The sequence below is a fragment of the Amycolatopsis sp. NPDC047767 genome (assembly GCF_040704195.1).
GTDB lineage: Bacteria > Actinomycetota > Actinomycetes > Mycobacteriales > Pseudonocardiaceae > Amycolatopsis.
Window position 1 is genome coordinate 144,525 of the sequence record NZ_JBEYSJ010000021.1, and the last position, 14,320, is coordinate 158,844.

13 protein-coding genes are annotated in these 14,320 nt (G+C 70.8%); 5 read left to right on the forward strand and 8 right to left on the reverse strand.

Features of this window, described 5'->3' with window-relative positions; genetic code table 11:
• Positions 1-93 precede the first annotated feature (93 nt).
• A complete protein-coding gene (locus AB0878_RS32070; RefSeq protein WP_366583948.1) occupies positions 94-690 on the forward strand; it encodes a hypothetical protein in 597 nt (198 codons plus the stop codon).
• Here the strand turns inward: AB0878_RS32070 and AB0878_RS32075 are convergent.
• From AB0878_RS32075 to AB0878_RS32100, 6 genes are read right to left on the reverse strand one after another with little or no spacing between them, the layout of a single operon-like run.
• Positions 687-1,691: a sugar phosphate isomerase/epimerase family protein gene (locus AB0878_RS32075; RefSeq protein WP_366583949.1), complete on the reverse strand. Its 1,005-nt coding sequence runs from the start codon at positions 1,689-1,691 to the stop codon at positions 687-689. The genes AB0878_RS32070 and AB0878_RS32075 overlap by 4 nt on opposite strands.
• A gap of 16 nt (positions 1,692-1,707) precedes the next feature.
• Positions 1,708-2,871, reverse strand: a complete 1,164-nt coding sequence (locus AB0878_RS32080) for a Gfo/Idh/MocA family oxidoreductase (RefSeq protein WP_366583950.1) — start codon at positions 2,869-2,871, stop codon at positions 1,708-1,710.
• Positions 2,872-2,882: 11 nt separating this feature from the next.
• A complete protein-coding gene (locus AB0878_RS32085) occupies positions 2,883-3,911 on the reverse strand; it encodes a substrate-binding domain-containing protein (RefSeq protein WP_366583951.1) in 1,029 nt (342 codons plus the stop codon).
• Positions 3,908-4,918 (reverse strand): ABC transporter permease, encoded by a 1,011-nt coding sequence (locus AB0878_RS32090; protein ID WP_360585203.1) that lies wholly within the window; start codon positions 4,916-4,918, stop codon positions 3,908-3,910. The genes AB0878_RS32085 and AB0878_RS32090 overlap by 4 nt, the downstream gene beginning before the upstream one ends.
• Positions 4,915-6,423: a sugar ABC transporter ATP-binding protein gene (locus tag AB0878_RS32095; RefSeq protein ID WP_366583952.1), complete on the reverse strand. Its 1,509-nt coding sequence runs from the start codon at positions 6,421-6,423 to the stop codon at positions 4,915-4,917. Before AB0878_RS32095 ends, AB0878_RS32090 begins: the two co-directional genes overlap by 4 nt.
• Positions 6,420-7,703, reverse strand: a complete 1,284-nt coding sequence (locus AB0878_RS32100) for an ROK family transcriptional regulator (RefSeq protein WP_366583953.1) — start codon at positions 7,701-7,703, stop codon at positions 6,420-6,422. Before AB0878_RS32100 ends, AB0878_RS32095 begins: the two co-directional genes overlap by 4 nt.
• Positions 7,704-8,366: 663 nt before the next feature.
• Between AB0878_RS32100 and aspS the strand changes: the two genes are divergently transcribed.
• Entirely contained in the window at positions 8,367-9,779 is a 1,413-nt protein-coding gene (aspS, locus tag AB0878_RS32105; protein ID WP_366583954.1) for an aspartate--tRNA(Asn) ligase, read from the forward strand.
• Between the two features lie 95 nt (positions 9,780-9,874).
• On the forward strand, positions 9,875-10,363 hold the full coding sequence (locus AB0878_RS32110; RefSeq protein ID WP_366583955.1) for a hypothetical protein: 489 nt from the start codon (positions 9,875-9,877) through the stop codon (positions 10,361-10,363).
• On the opposite strand, the gene AB0878_RS32115 is transcribed toward AB0878_RS32110, so the two are convergent.
• Positions 10,360-12,597 carry an MMPL family transporter gene (locus AB0878_RS32115; RefSeq protein WP_366583956.1) on the reverse strand — a complete coding sequence of 746 codons (2,238 nt, stop codon included), beginning with the start codon at positions 12,595-12,597 and terminating at the stop codon, positions 10,360-10,362. The two genes, AB0878_RS32110 and AB0878_RS32115, sit on opposite strands and share 4 nt — an antisense overlap.
• Before the next feature lie 108 nt (positions 12,598-12,705).
• Complete coding sequence (locus AB0878_RS32120) at positions 12,706-13,158, reverse strand: MarR family transcriptional regulator (RefSeq protein WP_366583957.1); 453 nt, start codon at positions 13,156-13,158, stop codon at positions 12,706-12,708.
• A 154-nt stretch (positions 13,159-13,312) separates the two neighbouring features.
• Between AB0878_RS32120 and AB0878_RS32125 the strand changes: the two genes are divergently transcribed.
• Together AB0878_RS32125 and AB0878_RS32130 are read left to right on the forward strand one after the other, a co-directional pair.
• Positions 13,313-14,083, forward strand: a complete 771-nt coding sequence (locus AB0878_RS32125) for an SDR family oxidoreductase (protein WP_366583958.1) — start codon at positions 13,313-13,315, stop codon at positions 14,081-14,083.
• A 28-nt stretch (positions 14,084-14,111) separates the two neighbouring features.
• A partial coding sequence (locus AB0878_RS32130; RefSeq protein ID WP_366583959.1) for an aldo/keto reductase occupies positions 14,112-14,320 on the forward strand: 209 nt, incomplete at its 3' end.

Below are 14,320 nucleotides of genomic sequence, written 5' to 3' on the forward strand. Positions count from 1 at the left end.
CGCCGCGATGAACGGCGTTCGCTGGTCGCGCGAGTGGTCGAACCACTATGTTTCTTCTCGCCAAGCGGTCCTGCCAGCGAGGGAGTCCCCACCATGACCGAGGGTCCGCAGCCCGAAACCGATGCGCCGGAACCCCGGCCGGACGCGGCTTTCCCGCCGCCGCCACAAGGGCCCGTGTTGCGGTACACGCCGGGTCAGCCGCCCGCGGCCGAGGCCGGGCGGCTGAGCGGCGGGACGCAGCAGGCGTGGTCCACTCCCGCCGCGGTGCCGCAGCCACCCGCCGGGGTACCGCAGCCGCCGGCCGCCGGGGTGCCGCAGCCGGGGTTCGCGCCGGCGCAGCAGCCCGGCGGGCCCCAGCAGTGGGCCGGGCAGCCCGGACAGCCGAAGCCTGCCGCCGAGGGCAACGCCACCCCCGCCGTGCTCGCCCTGGTGTTGGGCGTGCTCGGGCTGGTGGTGCCGTTCCTGCCGTTGCCGCTGGACGACGTGCGGGCGTGGATCGCGTTTCCGTTCGCCGTGGTCGGGCTGGCGCTGGGGATTGCGGGGTGCATGGGGCGGCGGCCGATGAAGGCGCTGGCCGTGATCGGGATCGTGTTTGCGGCGCTCGCCCTCCTGGCGGGCGTGATCATGGTCGGCAACCGGGTGGCCTCCGACGCCCATGCCGCGCCTGTCGCCCAGGTGCTGACCCGCTAGGGCTTCGACGAGAAAGCCGCGTCGAACGCCGCCGTCGGAGGCGTGAAGTTCAACCGCTTCAAGAACTCCAGCGCCTCCGGCGCGCCGGTCAACCGGTCCATGCCGGCGTCTTCCCACTCGACGGAGATGGGGCCGTCGTAGGCGATGGCGTTGAGCATGCGGAAGACGTCTTCCCACGGGACGTGGCCGTGGCCGGTGGACACGAAGTCCCAGCCGCGGCGCGGGTCGGCCCACGGGAGGTGGGAGCCGAGGCGGCCGTTGCGGCCGTTGAGCTGCTTGCGGGCCTCCTTGCAGTCCACGTGGTAGATGCGGTCCTTGAAGTCCCACAGGAAACCCACGGGGTCGAGGTCCTGCCAGACGAAGTGCGACGGGTCGAAATTGAGCCCGAAGGCCGGGCGGTGGCCGATCGCCTCCAGCGTGCGCACGGTCGTCCAGTAGTCGTAGGCGATCTCGCTCGGGTGGACCTCGTGGGCGAAACGGACGCCGGCCTCGTCGAACACGTCCAGGATCGGGTTCCAGCGCGCCGCGAAGTCCTCGTAGCCGCGGTCGATCATCGACTGCGGCACCGGAGGGAACATCGCCACGGTGTGCCAGATGGACGACCCCGTGAAACCGACCACAGTGGACACCCCCAGCAACGCGGCCGCCCGCGCGGTGTCCTTCATCTCCTCCGCCGCCCGCTGCCGCACGCCCTCGGGTGAGCCGTCCCCCCAGATGCGGGCGGGCAGGATGGCCTCGTGGCGCTCGTCGATGGGGTGGTCGCACACGGCCTGGCCCACCAGGTGGTTCGAGATCGTCCACACGCGGAGGTCGTACTTGGCGAGGGTGTCCAGTTTGGACTGCACGTACCCGTCGTCGGAAAGCGCTTTGTCGACTTCGAAGTGGTCGCCCCAGCAGGCGATCTCCAGGCCCTCGTAGCCCCAGCCGCTCGCGAGGCGGCAGACCTCCTCGAAGGGCAGGTCGGCCCACTGCCCGGTGAACAGCGTCAGCGGTCGTGCCATCGAAAAAACCTCCTGATCAGACAACGGTCCACACGGAATCGGCGGCGGCGCTGCGTTCCACCGCGTCGAGCACGCGCTGCACCTGCAGCCCGTCGGCGAACGACGGCGCCGGGTCGGTGTCCGAGGCGAGCGCGTCGAGGAAATCGCGCACCTCGTGGGTGAAGGTGTGCTCGTACCCCAGGCCGTGGCCCGGCGGCCACCAGGCGCCGACGTACGGGTGCTCGGGTTCGGTCACGAGGATCCGGCGGAACCCGGCGACCGCCGGGTCGAGGGTGTGGTCGTGGAAGTGCAGCTCGTTCATGGCCTCGAAGTCGAACGCGAGGCTGCCCGCGGAACCGTTGAGCTCGATCCGCATCGAATTCTTGCGCCCGGCCGCGAACCGCGTCGCCTCGAAGCTGCCCAGCGCGCCCGACGCGAAGCGCGCGGTGAACAGCGCGGCGTCGTCCACCGTCACCTCGCCCCGCGCCGCCGCCGAGGACGCCGCCAGCCCCGACGAGGACGCGACCAGCGGCCGCTCGCGCACGAACGTCTCCGTCACCGCGCTCACGCCCGAAATCCGCGACCCGGTCAGGAACTGCGCGAGATCCACGATGTGCGCGCCGATGTCGCCGAGCGCGCCCGACCCCGCCCGCTCCCGCTGCAGCCGCCACACCAGCGGGAACTCGGGGTCGACGATCCAGTCCTGCAGGTACTGCGCGCGCACGTGCCGCAGCTGTCCCAGCCGCCCGTCGGCGACGAGCCGGCGCGCGAACGCCAGCGCCGGCACGCGCCGGTAGTTGAACGCCACCATCGACCGCACCCCGCGCGCGGCCGCCTCCTCGGCGGCCGCGGCCATCGCCGCGGCTTCGGCGACCGTGTTGGCCAGCGGTTTCTCGCACAGCACGTGCTTGCCGGCCGCGAGCGCGGCCAGCGCGATCTCCGCGTGCGTGTCCCCCGGCGTGCAGATGTCGACGAGCCCCACCTCGTCCGACTCCACGAGCCGTTTCCAGTCCGTCTCCACGGAAGCCCAGCCGAGCTTCGCCGCGGCAGCCGACGCCGCCGCGGCGTCCCGGCCGCACAGCACCGCCATCCGCGGCGTGAGCGGCACGTCGAAGGCGTGGTGCACGGTCCGCCACGCCTGGGAGTGGGCCGCGCCCATGAAGGCGTAGCCCACCATCCCGACGCCGATCTGCCCGGCCATCGAAAACCCTTTCACTCGAAGGAAACCGGCAGGTACGTGTCCACGTTCTGCTTGGTCACGACGGCCGAGAACGTGGTCACCGAAGCGGGGATCTCCTGCTCCGCCAGGTCAGACACGCCCTTCGCCTGCCCGAGCAGCCGGGCCAGCCGCACGGCGGACGCGGCCATCGTCGGCGGGTAGAGCACGGTGGCCTTGAGCACCGAGTTGTCGCTCTTGATGGCCTCCATCGCGGCCTTCGACCCGGCGCCGCCGACCATCAGGAAGTCCGACCGCCCGGCCTGGCGCACGGCCTGCAGCGCGCCCACGCCCTGGTCGTCGTCGTGGTTCCAGATCGCGTTGAACTGCGGGTGCGCCTGCAGCAGCTCGGCCATGCGCGCCTGCCCGGTCGGCACGGTGAACTCGGCGGCGGCGCGGCCGACCTTGCGGATGCCCGGGTAGTTGGCCAGCGCGTCGTCGAAACCCTGCGTGCGCTGGCGGGTGAGCTCGAGGGTGTCGATGCCGGCGAGCTCGAGCACGGTGCCCTGCCCGTTGAGCTGCCGGCCGATGTAGTTGCCGGCGTTCACCCCCATGCGATAGTTGTCGCCGCCCACCCACGTGCGGTAGGCCTGCGGCGAGTCGAAGATCCGGTCGAGGTTGATCACGGGGATGCCCGCGTCCATCGCCTTGCGCCCGGCCGGTGTGAGCTGCTTGCCGTCGGCCGGCAGCACCACGAGCACGTCGACCTTGCGGTTGATCAGCGCGTCGATCTGCGCCGACTGCGTGGCCGCGTCGTTCGACCCCTCGGCGACGACGAGCTCCACGTCGGGATGGCGCTGCGCTTCGGCCCGCGCGTTGACGGTGATCGCGTTGAGCCAGCCGTGGTCGGCCTGCGGGCCGGCGAACCCCACCGTGACTCTCTTGCCCGGCGCGTCCTGGGCGCCTTGGGGTGCGGTCGCGGCGGCGGGTGGTGGTTCCTCGTTGCTCGTGCACGCGGCGAGCGCGCCCACGCCCGCGAGGGTCGCTCCGGTCAGGAACGCGCGGCGGCGGATGTCGGTACTCATCGGGTGGTCCTCTCACTCGAGTAGAGCGAAGCCCGCCGCTGCACGAGCACGGCGAGCACGATGATCACGCCCTTGGCCAGCTGCTGCACGGCCGTGGGCAGGTTGTTGAGGGTGAACAGCACGCTGATGACCGTGAACACGAGCACCCCGAGCACCGAGCCGACGAGCGTGCCGCGCCCGCCGGAGAGCAGGGTGCCGCCGATGATCACCGCGGCGATGGCGTCGAGCTCGTAGAGGTTGCCGTTGCCCGAGGTGCCGCTGGAGGTGAGGATGATCAGCATCACGCTGGCGATGCCGCAGCACAGTCCGGAAAGGACGTACAGCAGGCAGGTGTGCAGCTTCACGTTGATGCCCGCCAGGCGCGCGGCCTCCAGGTTGCCGCCGATCGCGTAGGTGCGGCGGCCGAAGGTGGTGCGGTTGAGCACGAGCCAGCCGACGATCGCGACGGCCGCGAAGATCAGCACCAGCGGCGGGATGCCGAGCACGTAGCTGTCCTGGTAGCCGAGGTCGACGAGCGCCTGGTTGCTCGACGTCACGGTCTGCGTGCGCCCTTGCGAGAGCTGGATCGCCAGGCCGCGGGCCGACGCGAGCATCGCCAGCGTGCCGATGAACGCGACCAGGCGCCCGTACGCGATGAGCAGCCCGCTGACCAGACCGCAGCCGACCCCCACGGCCACGGCGGTGAACACGATCCCGCCGATGCCGAACTGCTGCGTGGAGCGCGTGGTCGCCCACACCGTCGCGAGCGCGACCACCGCCCCGACGGACAGGTCGATGCCGCCGCCGATGATCACGAACGTCATGCCCACGGTGATCACGCCGATGACCGATGCCTGCGTGAGCACCAGCACCACCGTGCCGGTGGTGAGGAACTGGCCCGGTTCGGTCAGTGCGCCGATCAGTACCAGCACGGCCAGCACCCCGACCAGGCCGAGGTTGCGTGCCTCCCGCAGCCGCACCGAGAACCGGCGCGTGGGCTCCGGTGCCACCGCCTGTTCAGCGTTCATTCCGCACGCTCCTGCTCTTCGAGGATGAGGTCGAGCACGGCCGATTCGTCGAGGTCGCTCGCGCGGGTTTCGGTGAGCACGCGGCCTTCGCGCAGCACCAGCACCCGGTCGGCCAGGCCGAGCACCTCAGGCAGCTCGCTGGACACCAGCACGATCGCGACGCCGGAATCGGCCAGGTCGCGGATCACGCGGTACAGCTCGGCCCGCGCGCCCACGTCGACCCCGCGGGTCGGCTCGTCGAGCAGCAGCACGCGGCAGCCCTTGAGCAGCCAGCGCGCGAGCACGGCCTTCTGCTGGTTGCCGCCCGACAGCTTGCCCGCGGGCCGGCGGATGTCGGGCGGGCGCAGGTCGAGCGCCTCGGTGTGGCGGCGGACGGCGGCGGTCTCGGCGCGGGAGTTGAACCAGCCGAACCGCGCGTAGCGCCTCAGCGAGGCGAGGGAAACGTTGCGGGCCACGGATTCCTGCAGCAGCAGGGCCTGGCTCTTGCGTTCCTCGGGCGCGAGGCCGAGGCCGGCGCGGACGGCGGACGTCACGCCTTTCCGCAGGGGTTTGCCGGCGAGCTTCACGTGGCCGGTGGTCGGTTTCCGTGCCCCGTAGACGGTTTCCAGGACTTCGGAGCGGCCCGACCCGACAAGTCCCGCGAGGCCGACGATCTCGCCTTCCCGCACGGTGAACGACACGTCCTCGAACGAGCCGGCCACGGTCAGGTCCTCGACCTCCAGCAGCACCGGGCGGTCGTCGAACACGTCTTCGGCGGGCCGGGGCGGGAAGAGGTACTCGACGCGGCGGCCGGTCATCAGCGCGACCAGCTCGGTGGTCGGCGTGGTGCGCGCGGGCAGTCCGGTGGCGACGGTGTGGCCGTCTTTGAGGACCGTGACGCGGTCGCCGATCTCGCGGATCTCTTCGAGCCGGTGGGAGATGTAGACGACGGCGACACCGCGTTCGGTGAGTCCGCGGATGACGCGGAAGAGGTTCGCGACCTCGTCGCTGGCGAGGACGGCCGAGGGTTCGTCGAGCACGATCAGGCGCGCGTCGAGCGAGAGCGCGCGGGCGAGGCTCACGATCTGCTTGCCCGCGGCCGAGAGCGAGCCGACCTCGCGTTCCACGCGGATTTCCCGGTGCCCCAAGCGGTCCAGGAGTTTTCGCGCCTCGGCCCGCATGGTCGCGCGGCGAACCCAGCCGACGCTGGCCTGCTCGTGGCCGAGGAAGATGTTCTCCGCCACGGAAAGCCCGTCGACGAGGTCGAGTTCCTGGTACAGCGTGGCGATGCCGCACTTGATGGCGGCGGTGGGGTTGGGCAGCTCCACGGGCTCGCCGCCGACGCGGATCTCCCCCGTGTCGGGCCGGTGGGCGCCGGCGAGCACCTTGATCAACGTGGACTTGCCGGCGCCGTTCTGCCCGAGCAGGCAGTGGACTTCGCCCTCGGCCACGCTCAGCTCGACGTCGTCGAGGGCGCGCACGCCGGGAAAACCCTTGCCGATCCCCGTCATTTCGAGAAGCGTCATCCGCTGTCCCTCTCCCCAGCTCCGGCGACGACCCGCGCGGGGTCGTCGAACACGGCTTCCAGCGCCACGTGGGCCCCGCCGCGCGAGGCGGCCGAGAAGCCCAGCCACGACAGCTCCACGCGGCAGCCGCCGATGTCGGGCGCGACCACGCGGGCCTTGAGCTCGGCCATCATCGGGCCGAGCAGATACGGGCCGAGCTGCGCGAAGTAGCCGCCGAGCAGCACCACGCGTGGGTTGAACACGTTCACGAGCACGGCCGCGCCCACCCCGAGCCCGGTGCCCACCTTCGCCAGCGCGTCGAGCGTGCGGCGGTCCTTCAGCTCCGCGCGGCGGCGCAGCATGTCGAGGCGCTGTTCGAGATCCAGCGACGGGTCGTGCACCGGGTCGTTGGGCTCGGCCGCGAGCCGCAGCATCCCGGCGAGGCCCACGATCGTCTCCCAGCAGCCGCGCCGGCCGCAGCCGCAGCGGCGGCCGTTCGGGTCGAGCTGGATGTGGCCGATCTCGCCGGAAAACCCTTCCGCGCCACCGAGAAGCCGGCCCCCGGAGATCACGCCGCCGCCGACGCCGATCTCGCCGGTGAGATACACCAGGTCCGCGGTGCCGGCGACGCTGCCCATCGCGTGCTCGCCGAGGGCGCCCAGGTTGGCGTCGTTGGCCATGCGGACCGGGAAGCCCAGGCGGCCCAGCCGCTGGGTGAGCCGTTCGGTCAGGCCGGTGACCACGGGAACGTCGGTCCAGTGCAGGTTGGGCGCGAACGCCACCGTGCCGGCTTCCACGTCGACCAGCGCCGGGATCGCCAGCGTCAGCCCGACGGGCGAGACCTTGAGGCGGCGGCATTCCCGCAGCGCTCGCGCGGCCAGCTCGGCTGTCGCGTCGAGGACCTTGGCCGGAGGAAGCGCTTGCACGTCGAGCGCCACGCGCTGTTCGAAGAGGACGGTGCCGGTGAGATCCAGGGCCAGCGCGGTGAGGTAGTCGACGTTCACCTCCACGCCGACGCCGCCGACCCCGCGCCCGTCGAGCTCCACGATCGTGCCCGGCCGCCCGACCGACCCCGCGCGGTCCAGCTCGCCCTCCCGCGCCAGCCGGCGCTCGACGAGCTCCGCGACGAGGCTCGACACCGTGGCCTTGTTCAGCCCCGTCTCCGCCGCGATGCCCGCCCGCGACCGCGGCCCGGCGTCACGCAGGTGCCGCAGCACGAGCGCGAGGTTGCTGCGCCGCACCGAGGCCTGGTCCGCCGGCCGCGGCGGGCCGACGGGTCTCAGAGGCAGGGAGGAGTCCACGCTGACACCGCCAAGTTCGTCTGGTGGGGCAACAAATTAAGTCAGCGCGAACGAAGGGGTCAACGATGGAGCGATGGTAACGATCCCGGCAAAAGCCCCTAAATGCCGATGTGACCTGGGGAAACTGTTCTTCTGGGCGGCGCGGGCGATCCTTCGGATGGAGCACGGATTGAGATGACCGACGTCCGAACCACTCACCCGTTCGGCTTCAGCTGCTCGGATGAGCCGGCCGGATCGGCGCGCGGGGCTTGCTGGGCCACCCGGGTGAACGCGACGGGGTGGCCGCGGGGGAATTCGTTGGAAACGGCAGATAGTCACCTTTCGCCGCGGCAAGTCGAAAGTCCTGCACTTGGCCGGTGTTAATTCGCGCGACTTCCGGCGGCGCCTGTGCCTAGACTTCCGCGCAACGCGCTGACGGAACCGAGTAGCGCGGGGTCCCGCGCCCACAGAGAGCCGCCATCGCTGAGAGGCGGCGCCGCGCCCCCGCCGCGAAGACACTCCCGAGCAGCGGGGAGGCAATGCCCCGCCGGCCGGCCCCCGACACCGGGCTCAGCTTTCTCGAGGCCGCCGGTTTCCCCATCGGCGGCGAAGGTGCGGTGGTACCGCGAGCTCCCTTCTCGCCCGCACCCCCAAGGGTTCGCCGAGTTCACTCGAGGAGAGTGGATGTCCCCTCGCACCCTGGTCGCCGACCTGCCCGCCCACGCCGGCGCCACCGTGACCATCGCCGGCTGGCTCCACCGCCGGCGCAGCCTGAAGTCCGTGACGTTCCTGGTGATCCGGGACCGGACGGGATTGGCTCAGGTGGTTTTCAATGCGCCACCTCACCCCAGCCCGAACACACCCCCGCCCCCTCACCCCGACCCGAACACGCCCCCGCCCTCCCTGGGGGGCGTCCCCGTCTCCATTCTATCGCCCACCCCCGACAAAAACGGGGGCCAAGCCGAATCAGGCCCGAGTTGTCCACAACTCGGACCGGGTGTGGACAAGTCCCCCGACAGCACCGAAATCCCGCAGCTGAGCGAAGAAACCGTCGTCGAGATCACCGGGCGGGTCGTCGCCAACAAGCAGGCACCCGGCGGAATCGAGATCGCGGAAGCGACCGTCAAAGTCCTTGCCACACCTGAGAAACGGCCGCCGTTCGACCTCTACCGGCCGACGATCCCGGCGGCATTGCCGACCGTGCTGGACAACGCGGCCGTCGCACTCCGGCATCCCGAGCTGAAGCGGCGCCACGAGATCGCGGCGCGCAGCGTCGCGGCGTTCCGGCGTGCGCTCGACAGCCGCGGCTTCACCGAGGTGCACACGCCCAAGATCGTGGCCACCAGCACGGAATCCGGCGCCAATGTCTTCCAGCTCGACTACTTCGGTAAACCGGCTTACCTCGCCCAGTCGCCGCAGTTCTTCAAACAGGCGTTGGTCGGTGTCTTCGAGCGCGTGTACGAAGTCGGCCCCGTCTTCCGCGCCGAACCCCACGACACCGCGCGCCACCTCGCGCAGTACACCAGCCTGGACGCGGAACTCGGCTTCATCACCGACCACCGTGACGTGATGGCTGTGCTGCGGGATGTCGTCGCGGAAATGGCCGCCGCCGTGGGGCCTGAGGCGCCGCACGTCCCAGCCGAGATCCCGAGTATCTCCTATCCCGCGGCGCAAGAGATCCTGCACAGCACCGAACCCGACCTCTCCCCCGAAGACGAACGCCGCCTCGGCGAATGGGCCCTGGACAACCACAATTCGGAGTTCCTCTTCGTCACCGGCTACCCCATGGCCAAACGCCCCTTCTACACCCACCCGGACCCAGGGCACCCGGGCCTGTCCAACAGCTTCGACCTCCTCTTCCGCGGCCTGGAACTCGTCACGGGCGGCCAACGGCTGCACCGCTACGCCGACTACCTCGCCGCCCTGGGCCCCGACGCCGACCAGTACCACGACTACCTCGCCACCTTCGCCCACGGCATGCCACCCCACGGCGGCTTCGCCATCGGCCTCGAACGCTGGGTCGCGCGAGTGCTGAAGGTGCCCAACATCCGTGGTACGACGTTGTTTCCCCGAGACCTGCACCGGTTGCGTCCGTAGGAGACCTAAGTGGACGGTTCAGATCGCCGGTCGGCCCTTCGGGTAAAATCCAGCCGTCCGCACGGGTGAGAGGCCAGCGAAGCAGGGGGTCAGCCGTGGTCAGTCGACGCCGAACCGTGCTGTGGCTCTGCGGCGCAGGACTGGTCCTCTGCGCCGGCCTCCTGGTCATCTCCGGCACTCCCACCGTGTGGCTCGGCCGGCAGACCACCGACACTCGGACATTGCCCGCGCCGACCCGGGCCGAGGCCGAAGCCCTGCTGAGCCAGGCAACCGGCTTCGCCCGGGCTCACGACTACGCGGGCCTGTGCCAGACCGTCGCACAAGATGTGAGCGCCTGCCAGAAGGTGCTGGATCGGGCTGATATCTCGCACGTCGCGCCCTCCCCCGCGCCGCCCGCGGTGGAGGGCGCGCGCAGCCAACCGGACAACGGCACCATCCAGGGAGCCGAGGTGCTGCACATCCGCGGCACCCGCGCCGACGGCACCTCCTACACCGCCGACTTCTCCGCCGTCCCAACCACGGACGGGCAGATCCGCAGCCAGAACGCCGTCTACTGGTTCAGCAGGTTCGACAAACCGGCCTAAGTGGACGGTGTCGACTCCGGCGAAGGCGAAGGCGAAGGTGAAGGCGACGACGAAGGCACCGGCGACGGCACCTCCGGCACCCCCTCCGGCTCCGGCTCCAGGTGCGGCAACAACCGGTCCAGCCAAGGCGGCAGCCACCAACTGTGCTTCCCCAGCAGGAACATCGCCGCCGGCACGATGATGAGCCGGATGATCGTCGCGTCGATCAGGACGCTGACGCCGAGGCCCAGGGCCAGGATCTTGATCACCACGTTCGGCGAAGCCAGGAACGCGAAGAACACGCACACCATGATCACCGCGGCCGAAGAGATCACCCGGGCGGTCACGGCGAGACCATCGGCCACGCTCGCGTGGTTGTCCTTCGTCCGCAGCCAGGCCTCGTGCACCCGCGAGAGGAGGAACACCTCGTAGTCCATCGACAGGCCGAACACGATGGCGAACATGATCATCGGCACGTAGGACTCGATGGGCACCTTCTCGTGCACCCCCAGCAGCGCCCCGCCCCAGCCCCATTGGAACACCGCGACGATCACGCCATACGAAGCGGCGATGGACAGCAGGTTCAGCAATGCGGCCTTCAGCGCCAGCACCGGGCTGCGGAAAGACAGCAACAGCAACACGAACGCGGCCGCCACCACAACGCCGATGATCGTGGGCAGGCGGGCGGCCACGATGTCGCGGAAGTCGAGCTGGCCCGCCGTCATGCCGGTGACGTAGCTGGTCGCACCGGCCAGCGCCGGGGGCAGGGTCTGGGTGCGCAGGGTGGCGAGGAGCTCGTCGGTGGCGGCGTCCTGCGGGCCGGTGGTGGGCGTGACGGTGGACAGGATCACCGCGCCGTCCGGGCTGGGGGTCATCGGAGTGGCCGAGGCGACGCCGGGGGTTTTGGCCAGGGCCTGCTGCACCGACGAACCCAAGGCGGCGTCGGAGGATTCCACGACGACGGTGAACTGGCCGTTGGCGCCCGGGCCGAAGCCGCTGCTGATGGCGTCGTAGGCCTGGCGCGTGGTGGTCCCGGCGGGGTCGGCGCCCTCGTCGATGTGGCCGAGCTGCATGGAGAACGCGGGGATGGCGAGCACGGCGGCCACCAGCACGCCGCCGCCGAGGTAGCGCCAGGGATGGCGGTCGATGCGCACGGCGTAGCGGTGCCAGGCGCTTTCCTTGCCGTCGGCCGACTGCTCGGCCACGGGCTTGCGCACGTGCCAGCGGTCGATCCGCCGTCCGGACAGGCCGAGCAGCGCGGGCACGAGCGTGGTCGCCGCGATGCCGGCCACGACCACCGTGATCGCGGCGGCCAGGCCGAGCTTGCCGATGAACGCGACGCCCACGGTGAACAGGCCCATCAGCGCGATGACCACTGTCGTCGCGGCGATGAGCACCGAACGGCCGCTCGTCGCGACGGTGCGGCCGGCGGCCGTGACCGGATCGGCGCCGTCGAGCAGGTGCTGGCGGAAGCGCGTGGTGAGGAAGAGGGCGTAGTCGATGCCGACGCCGAGGCCGATCATGATCGCGAGCGTCGGCGACGCCGTGGCGAAGCTGATCGCGGCCGCCAGCAAGCCGAGGATGCCGAGACCCGTGGCGACGCCGATCACCGACGTGACGATGGGCAGGCCGGCGGCGATGACGCTGCCGAAAGCCAGCAGCAGCACCAGGATCGCGACGATGATGCCCACGGACTCCGAGCGCAGGTCGCCCGCGCCGGGTTCGGCCGCCTTGCCGAGCGCGCCGCTGTAGTCGACCTGGACGCCGGCCGCTCGGACGGGGTCGGTGGCCTTGTCGATGCCGTCGACGAGGCCGGTGCCGAGCGTGGCGGGCTTGTCGTCGAACTGGATGTTGGCGAAGGCGACGCGGCCGTCGGGCGCGGTGGTGCCCGGCGCGAGCGGGTCGGACAGCGACACGACGTGGGGCACGGCGCGAACCTGCGCCGCGGCCTGCTCGATGGCCGCGCTCTGGCTGCTCAGCGTGCCGGAGTCGGTGGTGAAGACCAGGCGCGCACTGTTGGAACCGCCGACGATGCCGTGCTCGGCGAGCACGGCGCTGCCGCGGCCGGACTCGGCGTCGGGCAGGCTGAAGTCGTCACTGTACGTGCCCCCCACGAGGTTGTTGGCCACCGTCGCGGCGGCCAGCACCAGGATCCAGACGACGATCACCGGCCACGGGTGCCCGGCGCACCAGCGGCCGAGGCGCTCGAGTATTCCGGCGGGAGCTTCTTCCGTGGTACGAGCGTTTTCCGTCATTTCGCCACCCGGCTTCCGGGAGTTTTCCCGGTTCAGCGTCACGCCTGGAACCGCTCCCGCCTAGGGCCGAAGGTCCTCGGAGGGCCCCAGCCGGATGGTGACGCTGCGTTACTGATTCGCGAAGGCGAGCGACCCCAGCGCGCCGACGAGGGGCGCCAGCTCCGGCAGCTCCTCGGCCTCGGCGAGCGCGGCCGACAGCGTGGCGTCGTGCGTCGGGCGGGCCGCGTCGAGCAGCTCGCGGCCCGCGACGGTGACCTCGGTGTAGATGCCGCGCCGGTCCGTCGGGCAGAGGTAACGCGACAGCAGGCCGCGGTCCTCGAGCCGCGTCACCAGGCGGGTGGTGGCCGACTGGCTCAGCACCACGGCGTTGGCCAGCTGGTTCATCCGCAGGTGGAAGCCGTCCTGGCGGGCGAGCACGTCGAGCACGGTGTACTCGCTCACCGACAGCTCGTGGTCGCGCTCCAGCGCGCGCTGCAGCCGGTCTTCGATGCGCGCGTGCAACGCGGCCAGAGTGCGCCAGCCCTGCGCCCGGGCCTCCACGGCGTCGTCAGCCAGTGACACGGTTCACCCCTTCTCGCCGACCCCCGCGGTTGCGGGTGGTTCGCCCTTCAGGCAGTATCGAGCGTGTGCAAATAACCGCGTGTGCAAGTATTGCCGACGCTCGTAATCGTCTGCTGTCACTGTACTCGCGAACGCAGGAAGGGGTATCCACCCGATGAACATCGACCTGAGCGGGCGCACCGCGCTGGTCACCGGGTCCACCGCCGGCATCGGCGAGGCCGCGGCCGCCGCGCTGGCCGCCGCCGGGGCCGACGTGGTGGTGAACGGCCGCAACGCCGACCGCGTCGACAAGGTCGCGAAGCGCCTGGGCGTGCGCGGGATCGCCGCCGACGTCGGCACGGCCGACGGGGTCGCTTCGGTCATCGAGCAACTGCCGGACGTGGACGTGCTGGTGAACAACGCGGGCGTCTTCGCGGCGATCCCGGTGTTCGAGATCAGCGACGAGGAGTGGCTGCGGATCTACCAGGTCAACGTGCTCTCGGGCGTGCGCCTGACGCGGCACTACGCACCCAGGATGGTGAATCGCGGGTGGGGCCGGGTGATCTTCGTCAGCAGTGAATCGGCGGTCCAGCCGCCGACCGAGATGGTCCACTACGGTATGACGAAGACGGCCCAGCTGGCGTTGTCCCGCGGGATGGCGCAGGAGGTGGCCGGCACGGGCGTCACCGTCAACAGCGTGCTGCCCGGACCCACGCTCACCGAGGGCGTGCGCGAGTTCGTGAGCAGTCTGTACCCGGACCTCGACTTCGCCGAGGCCGAGCGGCGGTTCATGGCCCAGGACCGTCCGACTTCCCTGCTGGGCCGCCTGATCCGCCCGGAGGAGGTGGCGAACCTCATCACCTACGTCGCCTCCGACCAGGCCGCCGCGACCACCGGGGGCGCGCTGCGCGTCGACGGTGGGGTCGCGTCGGCGATCATTCCGTGAGTTTCTTTGCTATGGAAGGGTTTTCGAGTTGACCAGCGTTCCTGTCACCAAGTTGAACAACGGCGTCGAGATGCCACAGCTCGGCTTCGGCGTCTTCCAGGTGCCGCCCGCCGAGACGAAGGCCGCGGTGAAGACCGCCCTCGACGCCGGCTACCGCAGCATCGACACCGCCACGGCCTACGGCAATGAAGCCGCGGTCGGCGAGGCCCTCGCCGAGTCGGGCATCCCCGCCGACGA

What these genes read in the sequence shown, in the direction of transcription:
- aspS (WP_366583954.1), top strand. Translation starts at nt 8,367, where the DNA reads ATGTCCCCTCGCACCCTGGTCGCCGACCTGCCCGCCCACGCCGGCGCC.
- AB0878_RS32090 (WP_360585203.1), bottom strand. Translation starts at nt 4,918, where the DNA reads ATGAACGCTGAACAGGCGGTGGCACCGGAGCCCACGCGCCGGTTCTCG.
- AB0878_RS32070 (WP_366583948.1), top strand. Translation starts at nt 94, where the DNA reads ATGACCGAGGGTCCGCAGCCCGAAACCGATGCGCCGGAACCCCGGCCG.
- AB0878_RS32080 (WP_366583950.1), bottom strand. Translation starts at nt 2,871, where the DNA reads ATGGCCGGGCAGATCGGCGTCGGGATGGTGGGCTACGCCTTCATGGGC.
- AB0878_RS32095 (WP_366583952.1), bottom strand. Translation starts at nt 6,423, where the DNA reads ATGACGCTTCTCGAAATGACGGGGATCGGCAAGGGTTTTCCCGGCGTG.
- AB0878_RS32125 (WP_366583958.1), top strand. Translation starts at nt 13,313, where the DNA reads ATGAACATCGACCTGAGCGGGCGCACCGCGCTGGTCACCGGGTCCACC.
- AB0878_RS32115 (WP_366583956.1), bottom strand. Translation starts at nt 12,597, where the DNA reads ATGACGGAAAACGCTCGTACCACGGAAGAAGCTCCCGCCGGAATACTC.
- AB0878_RS32075 (WP_366583949.1), bottom strand. Translation starts at nt 1,691, where the DNA reads ATGGCACGACCGCTGACGCTGTTCACCGGGCAGTGGGCCGACCTGCCC.
- AB0878_RS32085 (WP_366583951.1), bottom strand. Translation starts at nt 3,911, where the DNA reads ATGAGTACCGACATCCGCCGCCGCGCGTTCCTGACCGGAGCGACCCTC.